Here is a 19,394-nt window from a genome sequence, read left to right as displayed (position 1 = left end):
GGCTCTTGCTGGCGGTACGTCGTCGCGTAGTACCGCGGCATTCACCCTGCGATCACACCCACGGACATCCCCTCCGAATCGGCCTGAAGGACGGCGGAGGGCTCACCAGGGGGTGTGCGGTCGCCGCCCGGCAGTTCACACCACACCGTCTTGGTGCCGGGACCCTGCTCCACGCCCCAGCGCAGTGCCAGGGCGTCGAGCAGGGTCAGGCCGCGGCCGGTCTCGTCGTCGGCGGAGAACCCGGCCGACGCCGTAAGTGCCTTCCGCAGCATTCGGAAAGACCTGCCACGCATCTGGCGAAGCACTGCCAGCGAGCTACTCGCTGAGTACGACCATGTGCCGGGAAGGCTGCCCCGGAGCGGGCGACGGGCTGCGCCATTCGCCCTCGACCAACACAGCACGGACCGTCCGGTGCACAGCGGAGACAGGCTCACCACGGTATTCCTGAAACAACGGCGTGGCCTGAAGCAGCAGTGCACTGTTGGGCAAGGGTTGCACGGAGTTGAAAGCGCCCGATGCGACCATGGCTTCGGCGCCACCGAGGGTCTGGGCGACATCACCGGAGATGACCATCAACCAGGAGTAGCCACGTAGACGTGAGCGCCACAGTGGCGTGTTCCGCCCGGGAACGCGCTCCGGTCCGCGCAGGCAACGCTCGAGTTCGGTGGCCCCGACGGAGTGCTCATACGAGAAGTGGCCGAAGACCACGTTGTACCGGTGACACGCCCAACTGACCGCGGCGAGCAGGCGCGTGTGCTCGGTCTGCGTGGTCGATGGATCGACCAATACCGCCTCGTCCAGGCGGTACGTGAGCTTCACGTAGTCCGGAAGCTCCTCGTCGAAGGAGACGGAGAGCTGAATGCTCGAATTGCCGATCTCACCGCCTTCAGCGAATGTGCCGATCTGCACATCGGCCGATTCGGGGCGCTTGTCGATGTGGCTCCTCAGCCAGGGCAAGACCTCTTCGACATAGGGGTTGTACAGCACATCGAACGTCCCCTGGGGAGAGACGGAAACATAACCCCACCACACCTCCTTCCGCTGGCGCGGAACGCTCTCCCACACCTGTGAATATCCACTCCTGGATACAGGAACGTCCCGCGGGAGGCCGCCCAGCTCCCCTTGCACAGCAGCTGACGCAACTCCTTCTGTGAGCCAGCCGCATGCCGCGATGGTCAGAGCTTCCCACTCTTTCTCATGCACAGTCAGTTCGGCCACCAGGCCATGACTTATCCCGGCATTGACGGCCTCAAAAACGTCCATTGAGCCACCTCGAAAGCCTGTAGATCCACAGTGTTTCCGTCGCTACGCACTGCCGTCAGGAGGCCGGGCGTCGGGTCTTGGGCCGTCTTCCGCACGGGCGCTCAGTCTCGGGTGTACCGGGCCACCGTATAGGCGGTCGGGCCGGTGAGCCCTCCCTCTGTGCCGTCGGTCATGTCCAGCACCTCGAAGCCGACACCCTCCGCGTACCGCTCCAGTTCCCGGGGAAACAGAACCCGCCTGTGGATCTCGTCCTGGGCCTCGTCTCCCGAAGGGAGCACCCAGTGCCGATACATGGTGTTGATCTGTTTTCGCAGGTCCCACTCATGACGGACGGTGACTTTCGCCAACCCTCTGAGGGTGTCGACCGTGGCGGTGGTCGGTCCGGTCCGGGAGATCGGGGCGACAGGGGAGCACAGGACGAGCAGCGCGCCCGGTCCGGCGTGGGCTGCGAAGGTGGCGAAGACCCGGCTGATCTCCTTGTTGTCATGCACGTAGGCGAGGCTGTTGCCCATGCAGGTCACCACGTCCATGCGTGTGCCGAGTCGTACGGTGCGCATGTCGCCCGTGCGGATGTCCAGCAACGGCCGGGCCTGATGGGCGTAGCCGACCATGCTGGGCTGGAGATCCAAGCCGATACACGCGAAGCGCTTGGACAGGATCTCCAAGTCCCGTCCCGTCCCGCATCCGAAATCAACCAGCGTCTGGGCGTTCGGCCGATGCCGTTCAATGAGGTCCTGGCACATCTCGGCGCTCGTGCTGTCGGCCTGGACCACGTCGTACAGGGCCGGATCCCGGTAGAGGAGGTTCGTAGCTTCCACGTGCTCGGCTTCCGTGCTGGGTCGGGTCACATGAGGCTTCGCAGTCCGACCTCCAGAGCGAGCGCATCGCACAGCAGGTCAGGAACGACCGAAGCGGCATCGGCGTCCTTGCGCGCCTGAGCGAGAGCCTGACCGTCAATGTAGCCAAGGTCCAGCAGGACCGATTCCTTCAGCATGTCGTCCAGTGCGGGCAAACCGTAGAACCGCAGCCCCTCCTCCAGGACGGCCAGGAAGTTCTCCGGCTCGGCCGGCGCGGCCACCCACTCCGGCAATCCAGCTCTCCTGATCCGCTCGCGGAACATCGCTTTTCCGCGCTTGTGCTCGTACGGTAGCTGCTCCATGAACCGGACGATCCGCGGGTGCACAAGTGGGCTCACGGGCCAGATCCCGCTTCGGAGGAATCCGGGGTTGTGCATCCCGAACGCCATCAGGGTCGGTACGGGTAGCACCGGGATGGGTGCGAGGTGCTCGTTCACGTCGGCGAGCGCCCGGACTGCCTTCTTACCGAGCCACGCCACCGGCTCCGGCGTCGGCAGTTCGGCCTGCTTCCTGGAGTGGTAGGCATTGATCTCGTCCCCGCCGCTGCCCGTGAACATGATCTCGCATCGCCGGGCGGCTGCCTGTTCGCGTACGACGTCGAACGCCTCCTGGTAGAAGGCCCCCGCAGGATCATGAGGCTTGCCCCGGGCGCGCACGCCTCCAGGGCAGAAAGGCGGGTGCTGCATGGCGGGGGTGGTCGTGTCGTGAAAGCCGCAACGCTCTACCAAGGCCCGGCGCCGCTCGCGCTGCTGTATGCCGGTACTTCCTCCCACCAGCAGGCCGAAGCTATATGCCTTCGGGAAGCCAGCCGCCTTCACGGCCAGGGCGACGTTTGCGGAATCCGCGCCACCGGACAGCTCAACCCCCACGCATCCGGTTGCTGTCGGCGCCTGGCGGATCACGTCGGTCAGCAACTCATCGAAAGCGTCGAGTGGATCAATTCCGGGCCGCAGCGTGCGGGGCTCAAGTACATGTTCGGCAGGCTCCGGGTAGTGGATGCTGAGTCCCGAGGTGGTGAACATGGCCGCCGCCCGCTCGGTGAGGCGGTAGACGCCTTCGAACAGCGTCTCGGACGTGTAGCGGTGCTGCCTCGTCAGCGTTCGGGCGACAACGCGCGGCACCAGACGGTCAGCCCGCAGATGCGGTCGCAGCGCCGTCAGGTCCCATGAACCGTGCAACTCGCCGTCCTTCTCCGTCAAGTAGAGCGGGGCTGTGCCGAAGACACCGGCCGTTAGACGCGCTTCACCCGGCTCGATGGTGAGTGCGACAAAGTCGGCCTCCTCACGCTTGCACTCCTTTACACGAATCCGTAGGCGCGGCGCCTGGCCGTCGTTGACCTCCATGGCCAACGCGGACACGTTCGCGGGCTCGATCCAGCTCTCACCGTTGACCCAACGACCGCCATGTCTTTTCCACTTGAGCTCCTGGAGATCGGCCAGGCGCAGGCGCATCGACAGCATGTCGTCCCTTTCAGATGTCGTGCGGCGGGGCGGGGCCGCGAACGCCCCCGCCCCGCCTGGTGTCAGTCCTGGATCACTTGCTGCAGTGGTCGCCGTTGTTGTCGCCGCCGCCCGGCATCTTGTCGAGCAGCGCTGCTTCGACGGCCGGGACGCCGGTGATGAGGTCGCCGGTGAAGAAGTCGTCCACGTTCATTACGTTCTCCCTTACGGTTTTCAGTGGACTCCGCTGCTGGTGCTGCGGAGCTGGACCCGTCCGGCTGCCGGACCCTTGCGAAGAAGGCGGCCGGACAGGGTGCCCACCGCTTTCGGCGGCGAGCCCTCCCTCGTCACAGGCGGGAAACCGGGATTCGTGACGGGGAGGAGTCAGGTGGGTGTGGCTGCGGCGGCCACGCCCCGGACGAAGCCGACCGATCTGTTGACCGCCTCACAGTCGCTCTCCGCGACTGCGCTCGTTGGCCTCACGTACTGCGGCACTCAGCCTCGCTGCCCCGTCCTCCGACGTCGTAGGGCAATGCTGCGGGCAGCAACACGGTGAGAGCCGATGGGAGCTCGGCGGCAGGTCCGCACCCTCATAGGTGTCGATCCGCAACACCCCGTCGGTGCCCCGTTCCTCGGTCATCCGGGCCAGACGGGCCCGCTCTTCGCTTCTCATCCATCAGTCCCTCAGACGACGGCTGCGGCGAGAACTCGCCGTTACCTGCTACCTCTACGCAACCGCATGACCACGCACAGCGGTACCGTTGCAGCAGCGCCAGGACTTGAAAGCCTTGAAAGTTCGCCAGAGCACGGGAAGTTGAGGGCATGGCCAAGCGTGAACCGAACGTGGCGCTCGGGCGCCTGCTCACCGAAAGCCGCTGGACCCACCGCCAGTTCGCGAGAGCGGTGAACCGCGTCGGCACCGAAACCGGCGCACCCCTGCGCTACGACGAGTCGGCGGTGAGCCACTGGCTCAGCGGCACCGTCCCCCGCAGCGCTGTGCGAGCGTGCATCCTCGAAGCCCTCTCCCGCCGCCTCGGCCGCCCTGTCACCCACGCCGAGGCCGGCCTGCCGGTCCCCCGCGATCACTCCCCCACTGCCGCGGATACCGTGGAAGGGGTGATCGACCTGGGGAGGCACGACATGGACCCGTCCCGCCGCAGTGTCCTGGGAGCCAGTCTGTTCTCCGTGGCCCTCACCATCCCCGGCTGGCCCGACGTGATCGGGCGGGCCGAAGCCGTCCAGTCCGGCCGCACCACCCGCATCGGCATGAACGAAGTGGACATGGTCATCGCCATGACCGAGCGGGTCTCGGAACTCGACGACCAGTTCGGCGGTCGCCACGCTCGACCCATGGCGGCCTCGTTCATGGTCAACACCGTGGCCTCCTACCTTCGGGCCGACGCACCCGAGGGCGTACGAAAGGCAATGCTGTCCGCGGCTTCGGACCTGCTGTACCTGACCGGCTACATGGCCGTGGACGAAGGACTGCACGGCCTGGCGCAGCACTACTACATCAAGGCACTGGAGTTGGCGGGAGCGGCCGAGGACCACCTGACCTACTGCACCACCCTGCGCGGCATGAGCGTCCAGGCAGTCGACCTCCGCCACGGGGCGAAAGCCATGGAACTGGCCGACGTCGCTGCCGCCGCCTCCCCGAAGGCCGGGCCTCGCATGCGGGCCTTCCTCGCCGGCCAGCAGGCACACGCCGCCGCACAGACAGGCAACCGGGCGGGCGCGCTGCGATACATCCACGAGGCCGAGGGGGCCATGGACCGCGCCGAGTCGCGCGGCAAGGCATTCGGTTCGTACGATCCTGCGGCACTCAACTACCACATCAGCCAGGTCCGTTACGAACTCGGTGACGTTTCCGGCGCCATCGAAGCCATGCGGGAGTCGGACAAGGTCCGTTACAGCGTCTACCGCCGCGCCCGCGTACGGCACCGCGCCACCCTGGCCGAGCGCCAACTGGAGATCGGCCACCTGGAAGCGGCCTGCGCTACATGGCACCAGGCGCTCGACGACTACCCAATGGTGCAGTCCAGCCGCGCCGACGACCGGATCAGAACCATGTTCGGCCTCCTGCGCCCCCACCTGAAAAATGCCGCCGCACGGGACCTCTATGACCGGGCGCGGACGGTCGCACCCCCGTCCTTGGCCAGCTGACCTGTCCCCTGTGGGCCTCAGCCTCAGAAAGAAAGTCACCTACGACGGCCGGTGCACCGAAAGATCAGTTCCTCAGTGGGCCCGGCCTCCCGCGAACCGGGCGCTCAGCGGAAACATGCCGCGGGCCGCCCCGCTCCCCCTGCATCCGGGTCAACTTGCGCACGAAGAGGATCGCGAGCACCGCGGCCACGGCTTGGAGCGGATCGCGGTGCTGGCGAGGCGGCGCCGAATTGTTCCACAGATCCTTCCGTGGAACTGCGGACCGCATCCCTTCATGCTGGGCACGGCCAAGATCATGACCTTTCCCGACGCCCCGCCCCTGGTCTACACGGAGGCACTGCATAGCGGTGACACCATCGACGATCCAGCCCTCGTAAAGGAGTGCCGCGGGTCGTACGATCTGCTCAGGGCCGCCGCACTGCCGCCGGAGGCGTCCCTCGCCGTGATCGAGCAGACCGCTGAGGATGATCGAAATGGCAAGCAACGGAATTGACTTGAGCACCGCCGTCTGGCGCAAGAGCAGCTACAGCAACGGCACCGGCGGAGACTGCGTGGAGGTCGCCGAGGCCTTCCCCGGTGCCGCCCGCTGGCGCAAGAGCAGCTACAGCAACGGCGACGGCGGGGACTGCGTGGAGGTCGCCGACGGCCTCGTGGGCATCGTCCCCGTCCGCGACTCCAAGCTGGCCCACGGCCCGGTCCTCACGGTCACGGCCCCCGCCTGGACGTCGTTCGTCACGTCCCTCAAGGACGCACCCGGCTGCCGATCCGCGTAGGCCAACCCGAAACGCCCACCGGCCTTCGGCACCGGGCGGCCCGGCCTCGTCACCGCGCAGGCCCCCTCGCGTTCCTCAGTCGGTCCGGCCTCCCGTGAACCGGGCGCTCAGCGGAAACATGCCGAGGGCCGCCCGCTCCCCCTGCATCCGGGTCAGCTTGCGCACGAAGAGGATCGCGAGCACCGCGGCCACGGCGTCGAACGCGTCGGACGCCATCACCATCCCTGCCGCGTCGATGACCTCCTGCGGCTCCTCGGCCCTCGCGTACTGCTGCGACGCGACCCGGGAGAAGACCAGCGAGCAGATCCACGCTCCCCACCACAGATTCATCGGGGTGGTCGGGGCCGTGCGCCCACTGCCGTCGGTGTTGGCCCGGTCGCTCGCGGTCCAGATGCCGCCCGCGATCCGGCGCGGCAGCACCAGGTTGGCGAACGGGATGAACCAGGCCCCGACCGCCCAGCCGGGCGCCATCCGCTGCGCGTTCGGGTCGAACACCTCGGCGTTCAGCCGCATCCGCCGGAACCAGATGATGAAGACGATGGCGGTCGCCAGGACCATGACACTCTGCGACGCGCCGGCGGACCCGTAGAGGTTGTCCGCGAGGGTCGCCTCCGCGTCGTCGAACGTCGCGAAGTCGTTCTCCAGCCCGTCGCCGAGCACCCTGCGGATGTTCTGCCCCGCTGCCATGGCGAGCAGGTCGAGCCCGGCGACGACGGCCAGCATGATGACGACGGCCATCGCGAGCCCGTCCGGCTTGCGCAGATACTGCTGCGGAGCGAAGAAGGCCGGGACCGACCACCTCGGTGCCGCCACCTCGGCCGGTCCGGCGCAGAGAAGGCAGCGTCCGTCCGCGGTGACCGGCGGTCTGAGACGGCAGGTGGAGCACAGCATGATGGGGAACCCCCAGGACTCGGCGCTCGAAGCGCAAGGAAAGCGCGCCCCTCCCCTGGGACGCGCGGCACGCGAACGTACTCCTTGCCCACCCGCCTGTCCACGGGAAATCCGGGCCGCCCCGCTCAGTCCGTCTTGTCGATCCTCGTGGCCAGCGCCCGGAACTGATTCCAGCTCAGCGTCGGTTTGCGCGGATCCCACAGCTTCTGGGCCGTTGCCCGCAGCGGCATCCGGATGCCCTGCGCCACCTGTGCCGGGGTCTGCGCGTTCGGGAGGTCGCCCCAGACGGCGAACCGGCCGCCCAGGATCTGGCCGGAGTAACGCGACGGGACGGGCTGGGTGCCGCGCAGGACGAGCGGGGTCCACTGCTCGTAGATCCGCTGCCCCGTCGGGTAGACGAAGTTGTTGGGCTGGCCGAGCACGTAATAGAGGAACTCGTCGTTGAGGTTCACCACCCGCCGCCCCTCGCTCAGGTATTCCTGCGGCGGCCGGGCGCCGTACTCCTTGCCCGTCCAGTACTCGACCTCGATGTCCTTGTCGGCGTGGACGACCCCGTCGCGGAAGAAGCCGTCGTTCCACGCCTTGGGCTGCTTGCCGCGCGGGCGCACCACCGCCGCGCGGTCGTTCAGCCAGCCGGTGACGAGGTCCTTGATGCCGGCCTTCGGTCCGTACTTCTGCTGGGCGGCGCGTTGCAGCTGCGGGTACGAGGCGGCCGGGTCCCGGGCCATCAGGGCGAGGTACTCGTCGGCGCCGAGGTGCCAGTACCGGCCGCCGAAGAGCCCGCTGAACTCGACGAGCAGGTCGTCGACGAGCTTCGCCGCCCCCGGGTCGGAGATGTCGAGCGATCCGGGCGAGCGCACGCCCGACACATTGCGCAGCTGGAGGTCGGGGTGGGCCTTCAGTACCGCCCCCAGATGGCCCGGGGAGTCGAGCTCGGGGACCACCTGGATGTGCAGCCGTCCCGCGAGGTCGAGGATCTGGCGCACCTGCGCCTTGGTGAGGTGCTGGGGCGACACCACCTCGGGGTGGGTGTCGGACTGGATGCGGAAGGCCTGGTCGTCGGAGAAGTGCAGGCCGAGCTGGTTGAGCTTGAGGTCGGCCATCTCGCGCAGCCGGTCCTCGATCCAGGCGACGGTGTAGGGCTTGCGCGCGATGTCGAGGTGGAGGCCGCGCTGCGGCCGGTCGGGGCGGTCGCGCACCTCGCCCTCGGGCATGCGGCCGTCGGCGCGCACGGACTGTTTCAGGGTGCGGGTTCCGTAGAAGACGCCGGCCTGGTCGGGTCCGCTGATCCTGACCCGGCCCTCGCGCGTGTCCAGGGTGTACGACTCGGGGGCGCCCTTGCCGGGCACGAGGGCGAGCTCGACGTCGCCGGCGCGGGCGGAGACCTCACCCCGGTAGTGGATCTTCAGTTCTTCGGCGAGCAGCCGCCCCTCGTCCGCGAGCGCCCCGCTGCCGTGCGCGACGACGACTCCGGCGGCCGGTGCGGGCTGCCAGCCGGGGCCGTGGGCGGCGGTGTGCTCGCGTACGGCGGGAATGGTGCGGGGCGGGGTGGAGAGCGGGTAGCTCCGGGTCGGCGAGGGGGTGGCCGAGGTTTGCGCGGGGCTGCGGGCCCCCGACTCCCCCGCCGGTCCGCTGCCGACGCCTTCCGGCCAGACGACGATGGCGATCGTCGCGGCGGCCGCCGCAGTGAGGACCGCGCCGGATACGAGAGCGCCACGTGAGGGCGGCATCGGTCAGAAACCTCCGGTCATCCGGTCATCCGGCAGGGAGAATCAGGGGGCATCACACAGAAACATGGAGACAGCAGGTCATTCTCCTGCGAACCATGCCCATCAGGCGAAATGCAGTCCACCAAACGTTCTGAAACCCTCCCGTCCGGGTGAAGTTCGTGCATCTGTCGGACGGCGGTTGCCCAGTCTCGCTAGCTTTAAGGCACATTCGTCTCTCCCTTCACCCTGCATCCGTCTGGACTCACCCGTCCCGCCCAGTCCAGGTCCACCGTCTCCAGGTCCACCGCTGCCGTTGATTCGAGGAGCCCACGCTGTCCCGGTCCAGCGAGTCCCACGCCGGCCCTCCCGAACGGATGCGGCACCCGGCCACCCGGACGGCCGTTCCCCGTCAGAGTTCCGGCCCGCCCCCGGGCCCGGCCGACGCCTTCGACCGCTTCAACAGCGCGCCGTCCGCCGAGGCCGAGGCCGCCCTGCTGGGCTGCTGCGGCAGCCACCGCTGGGCCGAGCGGGTGGCCGCGCATCGCCCGTACCCCGACCTGGGGGCGCTGCTGGCCGCCGCCGACGAGGCCGGCTACGACCTGCCGCCGACGGATCTCGCCGAGGCGCTGGCCGCCGAGGTCTCGCCGGGACTGCACCCCGCGGCGCCGCCCTCCGCCCATCTCGCGCTGCGGGCCGCGCACGCGGCCTACGAATGCCGCTTCGGCCATGTCTTCGTGATCTGCCTGGACGGATTCGGCCCCACCGAGCAACCGGACCAGGTGCTCGCCGGAATCCGGGCCAGGCTGGGCCACGAACCCGACCACGAACGCGTGGTCGCCGCGGACGAGATGCGAAGAATCGCCCGAAGTCGCATCATCGATCTGGTATCGCGTCCATGACGAACGGCGCCAGGGGCCATGGAACGGCCCTTAGCCCGTCCGTGCCTGTTTGATTGCCACTTTGATCACACCGGTGACCCCGGCGCCGACGAACCGACAAAGCGTCGCTACGATGGCCGGGGCCGGTGGACCGTACCCGGCCGGGTCAGACCGACAGTCAAGCCGGCCGACCCCAATCCCCGCTCCCGGAGGGTTCTTCCGTGCCGGCTGGAACGCTGTACCGCGGCCGGGAAGGCATGTGGTCCTGGGTGGCTCATCGAGTCACCGGTGTCCTCATTTTCTTCTTCCTGTTCGTACATGTCCTGGACACCGCTCTCGTCCGCGTCTCTCCGGAGGCATACGACGACGTCGTGGCCACGTACAAGACGCCGATCGTCGCGCTCCTCGAATACGGCCTGGTGGCCGCCATCCTGTTCCACGCGCTGAATGGTCTGCGGATCGTCGCCGTGGACTTCTGGGCCAAGGGCCCGCGCTACCAGAAGCAGATGCTCTGGTCCGTCGTGGGCATCTGGATCGTGCTGATGGTCGGGGCCCTGTACCCGGTCCTCGGTCACGCCGTACGCGACGTCTTCGGGAGCTGAGGCCAATGTCCACCGAGTCCTCCGCCGCAATCGGCTCCGTCGAGGGCGTCAGCCTCTACGACGTAGACCACCCGGCCCCGGTCATCGAGCCGCCGCGCAAGCGGACCGAGAAGACGCCCAGGGGTTCGCGCACCAACTTCGAGATGTACGCCTGGCTCTTCATGCGCCTGTCGGGCATCGTCCTGGTCGTCCTGGTCATCGGTCACCTGGTGATCCAGCTGGTGCTGGACGGCGGCGTCTCCAAGATCGGCTTCGCCTTCGTGGCGGGCCGCTGGGCCTCCCCGTTCTGGCAGGTCTGGGACCTGGCGATGCTGTGGCTGGCCATGCTGCACGGCGCCAACGGCCTCCGTACGGTCATCAACGACTACGCCGAGCGGGACAACACCCGCTTCTGGCTGAAGATGCTGCTGTACACCGCCACGGTGTTCACCGTCCTGCTGGGCACGCTGGTGATCTTCACCTTCGACCCGAACATCCGCTAGGCGCCGGGCAGAGGGACCAGAGGAAATCATGCAGATCCACAAGTACGACACCGTCATCGTCGGCGCCGGCGGCGCCGGTATGCGCGCGGCCATCGAGTCCACGAAGCGCAGCCGTACCGCCGTGCTCACGAAGCTCTACCCGACCCGCTCCCACACGGGCGCCGCGCAGGGCGGCATGGCCGCCGCGCTGGCCAACGTGGAGGAGGACAACTGGGAGTGGCACACCTTCGACACGATCAAGGGTGGCGACTACCTGGTCGACCAGGACGCCGCCGAGATCCTGGCGAAGGAGGCCATCGACTCCGTTCTCGACCTGGAGAAGATGGGCCTGCCGTTCAACCGCACGCCCGAGGGCCGTATCGACCAGCGTCGCTTCGGTGGCCACAGCCGTAACCACGGCGAGGCCCCGGTCCGCCGGTCCTGCTACGCCTCGGACCGCACCGGCCACATGATCCTCCAGACGCTGTACCAGAACTGCGTCAAGGAGGGCGTGGAGTTCTTCAACGAGTTCTACGTCCTGGACCTCCTGCTCCAGGATGTGGACGGGGTCAAGAAGTCCGCGGGCGTCGTCGCGTACGAGCTGGCGACCGGCGAGATCCACATCTTCCAGGCGAAGGCGATCATCTTCGCCTCCGGCGGCACCGGCAAGTTCTTCAAGGTGACGTCGAACGCGCACACCCTGACCGGTGACGGCCAGGCCGCCGCCTGGCGCCGCGGCCTGCCGCTGGAGGACATGGAGTTCTTCCAGTTCCACCCGACGGGCATCTGGCGCATGGGCATCCTGCTGACGGAGGGCGCCCGTGGTGAGGGCGGCATCCTCCGCAACAAGGACGGCGAGCGCTTCATGGAGAAGTACGCGCCCGTCATGAAGGACCTCGCGTCCCGTGACGTCGTGTCGCGCTCCATCTACACGGAGATCCGTGAGGGCCGGGGCTGCGGTCCCGCGGGCGACCACGTCTACCTCGACCTGACGCACCTGCCGCCGGAGCAGCTGGACGCCAAGCTGCCCGACATCACCGAGTTCGCGCGTACCTACCTCGGTATCGAGCCCTACACGGACCCGATCCCGATCCAGCCGACCGCGCACTACGCCATGGGCGGCATCCCGACCAACGTCGAGGGCGAGGTGCTGGCCGACAACACCACCGTCGTCCCGGGCCTCTACGCCGCCGGCGAGGTCGCGTGTGTCTCCGTGCACGGCGCCAACCGTCTGGGCACCAACTCGCTGCTCGACATCAACGTCTTCGGACGCCGCGCGGGCATCGGTGCCGCCGAGTACTCCGCGAAGAACGGCTTCGTCGAGCTTCCCGAGAACCCGGCGCAGATGGTCGAGGAGCAGATCGAGCGGCTGCGCAACTCGACGGGCACCGAGCGGGTCGCCGCGATCCGTCTGGAGCTGCAGGAGTGCATGGACGCCAACGTGATGGTGTTCCGCACCGAGCAGACCATCAAGACGGCCGTCGACAAGATCGCCGAGCTGCGCAAGCGCTACCTCAACGTGTCCATCCAGGACAAGGGCAAGCGGTTCAACACGGACCTCCTGGAGGCCATCGAGCTGGGCAACCTGCTCGACCTGGCCGAGGTCATGGCGACCTCCGCACTGGCCCGCAAGGAGTCCCGCGGTGGTCACTACCGCGAGGACTACCCGAACCGCGACGACGTCAACTTCATGCGCCACACCATGGCGTACCGCGAGGTCGCGGCCGACGGCGCCGAGTCGATCAGGCTCGACTACAAGCCGGTCGTCCAGACCCGCTACCAGCCGATGGAGCGTAAGTACTGATGGCAACCACGACTCTGGACAAGGTGGAGGCGGAGTCCGCCGCCTCCCCGTTCATCACGGTCACCCTGCGAGTCCGCCGCTTCAACCCCGAGGTCTCCGACGAGGCCCAGTGGCAGGACTTCCAGATCGAGATGGACCCGAAGGAGCGTGTGCTCGACGCCCTTCACAAGATCAAGTGGGACCAGGACGGCACGCTGACGTTCCGCCGTTCCTGCGCCCACGGCATCTGCGGCTCCGACGCGATGCGGATCAACGGCAAGAACAGGCTCGCCTGCAAGACGCTGATCAAGGACATCAACCCGGAGAAGCCGATCACGGTCGAGGCCATCAAGGGCCTCACGGTCCTCAAGGACCTCGTGGTCGACATGGAGCCGTTCTTCCAGGCGTACCGCGACGTCATGCCCTTCCTCATCACCAAGGGGAACGAGCCGACCCGTGAGCGCCTGCAGTCCGCCGAGGACCGCGAGCGTTTCGACGACACCACCAAGTGCATCCTCTGCGCCGCGTGCACGTCCTCGTGCCCGGTGTTCTGGAACGACGGCCAGTACTTCGGCCCGGCGGCGATCGTCAACGCGCACCGCTTCATCTTCGACTCGCGTGACGAGGGCGGCGAGCAGCGCCTGGAGATCCTCAACGACCGTGACGGTGTGTGGCGTTGCCGCACCACCTTCAACTGCACGGACGCCTGCCCGCGTGGCATCGAGGTCACCAAGGCGATCCAGGAGGTCAAGCGGGCGCTGATCACGCGCCGCTTCTGACCGCCACAGGCGCACCAGTCGCATCCGGGGCCCCGTCCTCCGCGTACATCCGCGGAGGACGGGGCCTCTTGCTGCACCGTCGGGGTGTTGACGGTACGGTCATGCGGGACCGGACACCGGTTCCGCCGCCTCCGGCGCAGCACGGCGCGAGGCGCGAAGGCTTGATCGAGAGCGGGGAACGTTGAGCGAGCCGAATCCGTACGCGGACGACTCATACAAGTGGGGGCCTCCCCAGCAGCCGGGCAATCCGCCCACCGTCCCGGACGGCCAGGCCGGTCCGGGCACCCCGGCCTACGGTTACCCGCAGCCGCTGCCCGAGTCCGCGACCCAGCCCGGCCCCGGCTACGGCTACCCGCAGCAGCAGCCGGCCCAGCCGACCCTGCCCGGTTACGGCTACCCGCAGCAGCCGGGGCTGCCGCCCGGTGCCGTCGGCGGTGCGCCGATGCTGGCGTTCGGCGACATCGCCGTCGTGAACGACCAGATCGTGACACCGGCCGGCCCGATGCCGCTCAAGGGTGCGGTGTGGACGGCCACGGACCTGTCGCGCACCGAGGAGAAGATCCCGACCCACGCGATCGTCCTCGCGATCGTCTTCGCGCTGTTCTGCCTGGTCGGTCTGCTCTTCCTCCTGATGAAGGAGAAGAGGACGACCGGCTTCATCCAGGTCTCGGTGACCAGTGGCGGCAGGCACCACTCGACGATGATCCCGGCGACCGGCCCGGAGACCTTCCCGATGGTGATGGCGCAGATCAACACGGCGCGTTCGATGAGCATCTGACGCTTCGTCTGAGCAGGGCCGGGGTGGCGGCGGTGGCAGGGAACTCCGAAGTCCGGGACGTTCAGTCCCCGTCGGCGCCGCCCCGGTCCTCCGCGACCACCATGATGCGCCGCAGCATGTCGTTGAGCAGCGTGCGCTCGTCCTTGTCGAGCACGCCGAGCAGTCGGTACTCCTCGTGCCCGAGGACGTCCATCGCGCCCAACCAGGTCGCATGACCCTCGTCGGTGAGTTCCACGTCGACCCGTCGCCGGTCGACGGTGGAGGGCCTACGGCGGACGAGTCCACGCCGCTCCAGCGCGTCCAGCCGGCCGGTGACGGAGGCGGGCGCGAGGTCGAGGTCGGCGGCGAGCTCCGAGGGAGCCGCCTTCCCGCCGCGTCCGGCCAGCTTGTGGAGCGTGTCGAACTCCTGGCGGTCCAGGGCGAAGTCGACCAGGGACTGTTCGCGGACCCGGCGCAGATGGACGGAGAGCTTCTTCATTCGGGTCACCGCGCCCTCCACCTCGGGATCGAGGTCGGGAAGGACGGGCTTCCAGCGCTCCACGTGTCCGTCGGTCCAGTCGCGTCGCTCCATGGCCACAGCGTACGCCCAGCCACCGCACCGCTTCGGAGCCAGATACTTCGTTGACGAATAATTCGGTATCGAAATAGATTGCGCGCATGCCGCATCCCTTGCGCACGCGCGCCTTTCGCCTGCTCTTCATCGGACGCACCCTCTCCCTCCTCGGCGACGCCGCCATCCCCACCGCCCTCTCCCTGGCCGTCTACCTGGCCACCGGCTCGACCGGCGACCTCGCCCTGGTCCTGGGCTGCGCGATGGTCCCCAAGCTGCTCCTGCTGCCACTGGGCGGCGTCGTGGGCGACCGGTTCAACGCCCGCACCGTCGCACTGACCACCGATCTCGTACGGTGCGTGACCCAGCTCTTCGTCGGCGCGGAACTGCTCAGCGGCTCCCCCGCGCTCTGGCAGATCGCCCTCGCCGAGGCGATCGGCGGCGCCGCCGGGGCGTTCGCCATGCCGACCGTGTCACCCCTGATCCGCGGCACCGTGGCGGATCAGGGGCTGCTGCGCGCCAACTCGCTGATGGCGGTGGCCACCAGCGCGAGCCGGCTCGGCGGTCCGGCCCTCGCCGGGACTCTGATCCTCACGGCGGGACCGGGGTGGGCGTTCGTGCTGGACGGCGCGAGCTTCGCGGTCAGTGCCGCGCTGCTGTCCGCCATGAAGGTCCGTCATGTCCCCATCCCCCCAAGCTCGCTGCTCACGGACCTCAAGGAGGGCTGGAGCGAGGTCAGGAGCCGTGACTGGTACTGGACGAGTCTGATCGCCCACGCCGCGTGGAACGGCGCCGCGGCCGTCCTGATGACCGTGGGCCCTGCCCTCTTCGTCGACGAGCTGGGCGGCAAGGGCATGTGGGTCGCGCTCCTCCAGACCGGCGCGGTGGGTCTGCTCCTCGGCTCCCTGCTGGCCGGCCGGGCCCGCCCCCGCCGCCCGGTCCTGATCGCCAATCTGGGCCTTGCCACGTACGCCCTTCCGCTCGGACTGCTCGCGGTCCACGCGCCCGTCGTCCCGACCATCGCGGCGTACGGCGTCGCCCAGGCCGGCCTCGGCTTCCTCACCCCGGTCTGGCAGACCTCGGTCCAGTCCGCGGTGCCCGCGGCGGCCCTGGCCCGCGTGACTTCGTACGACTGGCTGCTCTCGCTCGGCGCGATGCCGCTCGGCTACGCCCTGGCCCCGCTCGCCGTCTCGGCGTGGGGCGCCGAAGTCCCCCTGGCCGCCGCCGCGGTGGCGGTCGGCGGGGCCTGTCTGGCGACGGCGGCGGTGCCGGGCGTCCGACGCTTCAGGGCAGCCGGCGGGCAGCCGGAACAAGCCACCGGAGCGCCGGCCCGAACGCGCCCGAAGTCGACCGAGAGACCTGCTTGAACGCGTTCAAGTATGGGTCTACAGTCCCTCACAACAGCTTTTGAACGCGTTCAAGGGAGGGTGGGGCATGGACCTCACTGTTGTCGCGTACGTGATCTACCTGCTGATCAGCGTGGCGCTCACCATCTGGGTCGCGCACACGCTCAGCCGCAACGGCAAGGCGTTCCTCGCCGATGTGCTGCACGGGAACGAGAAGCTCGCCGATGCCGTCAACCATCTGCTGGTGGTCGGCTTCTACCTGGTCAATCTGGGCTTCGTCACCCTCTACCTGACGAACGACGACGGGGTCACCGACGCTCGTGGCCTCTTCGAGGCACTGTCGGTGAAGCTGGGTGTCGTGCTGCTCGTCCTCGGCGGGCTGCACCTCGCCAACTTCTATGTGCTCAACAGGATCCGCCGCCGCGGAATGACGGAGCGCGAGCAGACCCCGCCCGCACCACCGCAGGGCTGGGCGGGTCCGGGCAAGGGCCCGTGGGCCCCGCCGGCCACCGGCGCCTGAGTAATCGCCGCCGCTACGTACCGGCCGCAGGCGCGCGACCGTACGGCAACGGGGGCGGGGGCGGCGCCTGTACGGTCCCCGCGTCCGGGGACCGACCGGGACGGATACCCTCGGGACTGTGGTGAAGGAAGCGAAGGACGTGAAGGAGCCCAGGCCTCCCAAGAGCGAGCAGACCCGCACCCTCATCCTCGAGACCGCGCTCCGGCTGTTCCAGGAACGCGGCTACGACAGGACGACCATGCGGGCCATCGCCCAGGAGGCCGGAGTCTCCGTCGGGAACGCCTACTACTACTTCACGAACAAGGAACATCTCGTCCAGGGCTTCTACGACCGCCTGGCCGCCGAGCACGAAGCGGCGGTCCAGCAGGTCCTGGACGGCGAGAAGGACCTCACGGTGCGGATGCGCGGGGTCCTTCTCACCTGGCTGGACGTGGCGGAGCCGTACCACCGGTTCGCCGCCCAGTTCTTCAAGAACGCCGCCGACCCGGAGAGCCCGCTCAGCCCGTTCTCCGCGGAGTCGGTCGCGGCTCGCGAGGCGGCGATCTCCATCCACCGGCGGTGCCTGGCCGGGTCGGACGTCCGCACCGATCCCGATCTGGCGGACCAGCTGCCCGAGTTGATGTGGCTCATGCAGATGGGCCTGGTGCTGTACTGGGTGTACGACCGGACGGAGCACACCGAACGCAGCCGCCGCCTGGTCGAACGCTCCGCCCCGATCGTCGCCCGCGCCATCGCGCTCTCCCGGTTCCGGGCGCTGCGTCCCCTGGTGCGCCAGATCCACGGCCTGCTGGAGGAGTTCCTGCCCGGCGCCGCCAGGCACCGGGCCTGACACGGAGCGCGACCCGGCCCCCGGGACGGACGAAGGGGCGGGCGCCCCGGCAGTGCCGGGGCGCCCGCCCCTCGACCTGGTTCGTCACGCGCCCGGTCCGGCGCGGCGGGCCGTCAGATCCGCTTCAGTTCCCAGAGCCGCCAGATGCCGGTGCCGTCCGACAGGTACTGCGAGCCGGAGATCTCCCCCGTGCTGACGACGTAGTCCTTCTTCTGCCACAGCGGCACGAGCGGCACGTCCTCGGCGACCAGTTCCTGGATCTCCTTGAAGTCCGCGGAGGTACGGCTGCGGTCGCTGTACTGCAGCGTGTCCGCGATCAGTTCGTCCATCTTCTTGCTGACGTAGCCGTTGTGGAGGGTGTTGGAACGGCCGACCAGCGGCTGACTGAAGGTGTCGGGGTCCGGGTAGTCGGGCAGCCAACCGAGCGTGAACGCGTCGTACTTACCGGACGTGTACCCCTTCTGGTACTCCTGCCACTCGGCCGACTTGACCGTGACCTTGAACAGTCCGGTCGCCTCCAGCTGGCGCCGCAGCTCCTTGGTCTCCGCCACGTACGCGGTGTCGCCGGCGCGGTAGGCGAAGGTGAAGTGCAGCGGTGTCTGCACCCCGGCCTCCTGCAGCAGCGTCCTGGCACGCTCGGTGTCCGGCGAGGGATAGGCGTCGAAGAACGGCGTGCTGTGCCCGAGGACACCCTGCGGGATCAGCGAGTAGAGCGGTTCGACCGTGCCCTTGTAGGCACCGGCCGCCAACTGGCCGCGGTCGATGACCGAGGCGATGGCCTGCCGGACCCTCTTGTCCGCGAGCGGGGAGCCTGCGCGGACGTTGAAGACGAGGTTGCGGGTCTCGGAACTGTCCGCCTCCGTGACGTGCAGGTCGGGGTCACCGGGGTTCAGCTCGGTGACCGCTTCCGGCGTGAGCTGACGGTGCGTCACCTCGACCTGTCCGGACTTCCAGGCCGCCAGGAGCGCTTCCGGCTCCTTGTAGTAGCGCACCGTGACCGGGACACCGGTCTTGCTGATGGCGCCCTCGTAACGGGGGTTGGGAACCAGCTCGATGGAGTCGTCCCGGAACGACTTCAGGAGGTACGACCCCGACCCGTCGACCTTGGTACCGGTCCGGAGCTCCTTCGCCGGGTACACCTCGCGGTCCACGATCGCAGCGGCGCCCGTGGCGAGAATCTGCGGGAAGGTCGCGTCACGCGTGGAGAGGTTGAAGGTGATGGTGCGGCCCTTGGTCACCACGCTCTTGAGGTTCGCGAACAGCACCGCCGGACCGACGTCCGAATTGATGTTGATCACGCGCTCGATGGAGTACTTGACGTCCTCGGCGGTGACCTCTCGGCCGTTGGAGAAGGTCAGGTCGTCGCGCAGCTTGCACTGGTACGTCTGGAGCTTCTGGCCGATGTACCCGCAGCTCTCGGCGGCGTCGGGTTCGGGGACGATCGCCCCGGTCCTGAACGTCAGGAGAGTTTGGTAGATGTTGTTGAACAGCGACCAGGAACCGGCGTCGTACGCACCTGCCGGGTCGAGCGAGGTGACCTCGTCCGTCGTGCCGACCGTGATCGGGTCCCGGTCCGTCTCGTCCGAGGGGAGCAACTGCCAGGCCCCGACCCCCACGATGATCAGTACGGCGAAAATCGCGAGAATCCGTAGTCGGATCGACCGCATTGTCGTGCTCTCCCTTACCAGCCCCACCTCGGTGTTGTGCTCAGACACGCACATCACCGCATGTTCTCGCTCAGCAAATCACACGATTTGCACATCTGGAAGCCGG

Annotated in this window: 18 protein-coding genes and 2 pseudogenes; 12 read left to right on the top strand and 8 right to left on the bottom strand. The window is 68.3% G+C overall.

The annotated features are described in order from the left end of the window. Positions 1-41 precede the first annotated feature (41 nt). The 4 genes and pseudogenes from AB0L71_RS17810 to AB0L71_RS17795 all read right to left on the bottom strand — a co-directional run. A pseudogene (locus tag AB0L71_RS17810) lies at positions 42-230 on the bottom strand (ATP-binding protein); the annotation flags it as partial. An 85-nt stretch (positions 231-315) separates the two neighbouring features. Then, positions 316-1,263: a hypothetical protein gene (locus AB0L71_RS17805; RefSeq protein WP_365243542.1), complete on the bottom strand. Its 948-nt coding sequence runs from the start codon at positions 1,261-1,263 to the stop codon at positions 316-318. 101 nt (positions 1,264-1,364) lie between these two features. Continuing rightward, on the bottom strand, positions 1,365-2,081 hold the full coding sequence (locus AB0L71_RS17800; RefSeq protein WP_365243540.1) for a class I SAM-dependent methyltransferase: 717 nt from the start codon (positions 2,079-2,081) through the stop codon (positions 1,365-1,367). A 26-nt stretch (positions 2,082-2,107) separates the two neighbouring features. After that, complete coding sequence (locus tag AB0L71_RS17795) at positions 2,108-3,580, bottom strand: asparagine synthase (protein WP_365243538.1); 1,473 nt, start codon at positions 3,578-3,580, stop codon at positions 2,108-2,110. An 801-nt stretch (positions 3,581-4,381) separates the two neighbouring features. On the opposite strand from AB0L71_RS17795, the gene AB0L71_RS17790 reads away from it, so the two are divergent. From AB0L71_RS17790 to AB0L71_RS17780, 3 genes and pseudogenes are all read left to right on the top strand, one after another. Beyond that, a complete protein-coding gene (locus AB0L71_RS17790; protein ID WP_365243536.1) occupies positions 4,382-5,722 on the top strand; it encodes a tetratricopeptide repeat protein in 1,341 nt (446 codons plus the stop codon). 193 nt (positions 5,723-5,915) lie between these two features. Then, a pseudogene (locus AB0L71_RS17785) lies at positions 5,916-6,215 on the top strand (Scr1 family TA system antitoxin-like transcriptional regulator); the annotation flags it as partial. Then, a complete protein-coding gene (locus AB0L71_RS17780; protein ID WP_365243534.1) occupies positions 6,196-6,495 on the top strand; it encodes a DUF397 domain-containing protein in 300 nt (99 codons plus the stop codon). The pseudogene AB0L71_RS17785 and the gene AB0L71_RS17780, both read left to right, overlap by 20 nt. Positions 6,496-6,570: 75 nt before the next feature. On the opposite strand, the gene AB0L71_RS17775 is transcribed toward AB0L71_RS17780, so the two are convergent. Both AB0L71_RS17775 and AB0L71_RS17770 read right to left on the bottom strand, forming a co-directional pair. Continuing rightward, the gene (locus tag AB0L71_RS17775) at positions 6,571-7,308 is read right to left on the bottom strand and encodes a DUF4328 domain-containing protein (RefSeq protein ID WP_365243532.1); all 738 of its coding nucleotides are present in this window, start codon (positions 7,306-7,308) and stop codon (positions 6,571-6,573) included. Positions 7,309-7,511: 203 nt separating this feature from the next. Beyond that, entirely contained in the window at positions 7,512-9,116 is a 1,605-nt protein-coding gene (locus AB0L71_RS17770) for a family 20 glycosylhydrolase (RefSeq protein WP_365243530.1), read from the bottom strand. 353 nt (positions 9,117-9,469) lie between these two features. Between AB0L71_RS17770 and AB0L71_RS17765 the strand changes: the two genes are divergently transcribed. From AB0L71_RS17765 to AB0L71_RS17740, 6 genes are all read left to right on the top strand, one after another. Further along, positions 9,470-9,994 carry a 2-oxo-4-hydroxy-4-carboxy-5-ureidoimidazoline decarboxylase gene (locus AB0L71_RS17765; RefSeq protein ID WP_365243528.1) on the top strand — a complete coding sequence of 175 codons (525 nt, stop codon included), beginning with the start codon at positions 9,470-9,472 and terminating at the stop codon, positions 9,992-9,994. A gap of 200 nt (positions 9,995-10,194) precedes the next feature. After that, positions 10,195-10,575 carry a succinate dehydrogenase, cytochrome b556 subunit gene (gene sdhC, locus AB0L71_RS17760; RefSeq protein ID WP_365243526.1) on the top strand — a complete coding sequence of 127 codons (381 nt, stop codon included), beginning with the start codon at positions 10,195-10,197 and terminating at the stop codon, positions 10,573-10,575. Between the two features lie 5 nt (positions 10,576-10,580). Further along, complete coding sequence (locus tag AB0L71_RS17755) at positions 10,581-11,057, top strand: succinate dehydrogenase hydrophobic membrane anchor subunit (RefSeq protein WP_365243524.1); 477 nt, start codon at positions 10,581-10,583, stop codon at positions 11,055-11,057. Between the two features lie 28 nt (positions 11,058-11,085). After that, the gene (gene sdhA, locus AB0L71_RS17750) at positions 11,086-12,840 is read left to right on the top strand and encodes a succinate dehydrogenase flavoprotein subunit (RefSeq protein WP_365243522.1); all 1,755 of its coding nucleotides are present in this window, start codon (positions 11,086-11,088) and stop codon (positions 12,838-12,840) included. Further along, complete coding sequence (locus tag AB0L71_RS17745; protein WP_365243520.1) at positions 12,840-13,598, top strand: succinate dehydrogenase iron-sulfur subunit; 759 nt, start codon at positions 12,840-12,842, stop codon at positions 13,596-13,598. The genes sdhA and AB0L71_RS17745 overlap by 1 nt, the downstream gene beginning before the upstream one ends. Before the next feature lie 181 nt (positions 13,599-13,779). Then, complete coding sequence (locus AB0L71_RS17740) at positions 13,780-14,376, top strand: hypothetical protein (RefSeq protein ID WP_365243518.1); 597 nt, start codon at positions 13,780-13,782, stop codon at positions 14,374-14,376. Between the two features lie 61 nt (positions 14,377-14,437). On the opposite strand, the gene AB0L71_RS17735 is transcribed toward AB0L71_RS17740, so the two are convergent. Then, positions 14,438-14,947, bottom strand: a complete 510-nt coding sequence (locus tag AB0L71_RS17735) for a MarR family transcriptional regulator (protein WP_365243517.1) — start codon at positions 14,945-14,947, stop codon at positions 14,438-14,440. A gap of 86 nt (positions 14,948-15,033) precedes the next feature. Here AB0L71_RS17735 and AB0L71_RS17730 point away from each other — a divergent pair, with 86 nt between their 5' ends. From AB0L71_RS17730 to AB0L71_RS17720, 3 genes are all read left to right on the top strand, one after another. Next, positions 15,034-16,293 (top strand): MFS transporter, encoded by a 1,260-nt coding sequence (locus AB0L71_RS17730; RefSeq protein ID WP_365243515.1) that lies wholly within the window; start codon positions 15,034-15,036, stop codon positions 16,291-16,293. A 67-nt stretch (positions 16,294-16,360) separates the two neighbouring features. Beyond that, a complete protein-coding gene (locus tag AB0L71_RS17725) occupies positions 16,361-16,792 on the top strand; it encodes a hypothetical protein (protein ID WP_365243513.1) in 432 nt (143 codons plus the stop codon). 118 nt (positions 16,793-16,910) lie between these two features. Further along, positions 16,911-17,621 carry a TetR family transcriptional regulator gene (locus tag AB0L71_RS17720; protein WP_365243511.1) on the top strand — a complete coding sequence of 237 codons (711 nt, stop codon included), beginning with the start codon at positions 16,911-16,913 and terminating at the stop codon, positions 17,619-17,621. A gap of 113 nt (positions 17,622-17,734) precedes the next feature. Here the strand turns inward: AB0L71_RS17720 and AB0L71_RS17715 are convergent, their stop codons facing one another. Continuing rightward, on the bottom strand, positions 17,735-19,288 hold the full coding sequence (locus AB0L71_RS17715) for an ABC transporter substrate-binding protein (RefSeq protein WP_365243676.1): 1,554 nt from the start codon (positions 19,286-19,288) through the stop codon (positions 17,735-17,737). Positions 19,289-19,394 lie beyond the last annotated feature (106 nt).

Source organism: Streptomyces sp. NPDC052052 (assembly GCF_040680455.1).
Classification (GTDB): Bacteria; Actinomycetota; Actinomycetes; order Streptomycetales; family Streptomycetaceae; genus Streptomyces.
Note: the sequence above shows the minus strand (reverse complement) of the source record. Positions and strands in the feature narration are given on the sequence as shown.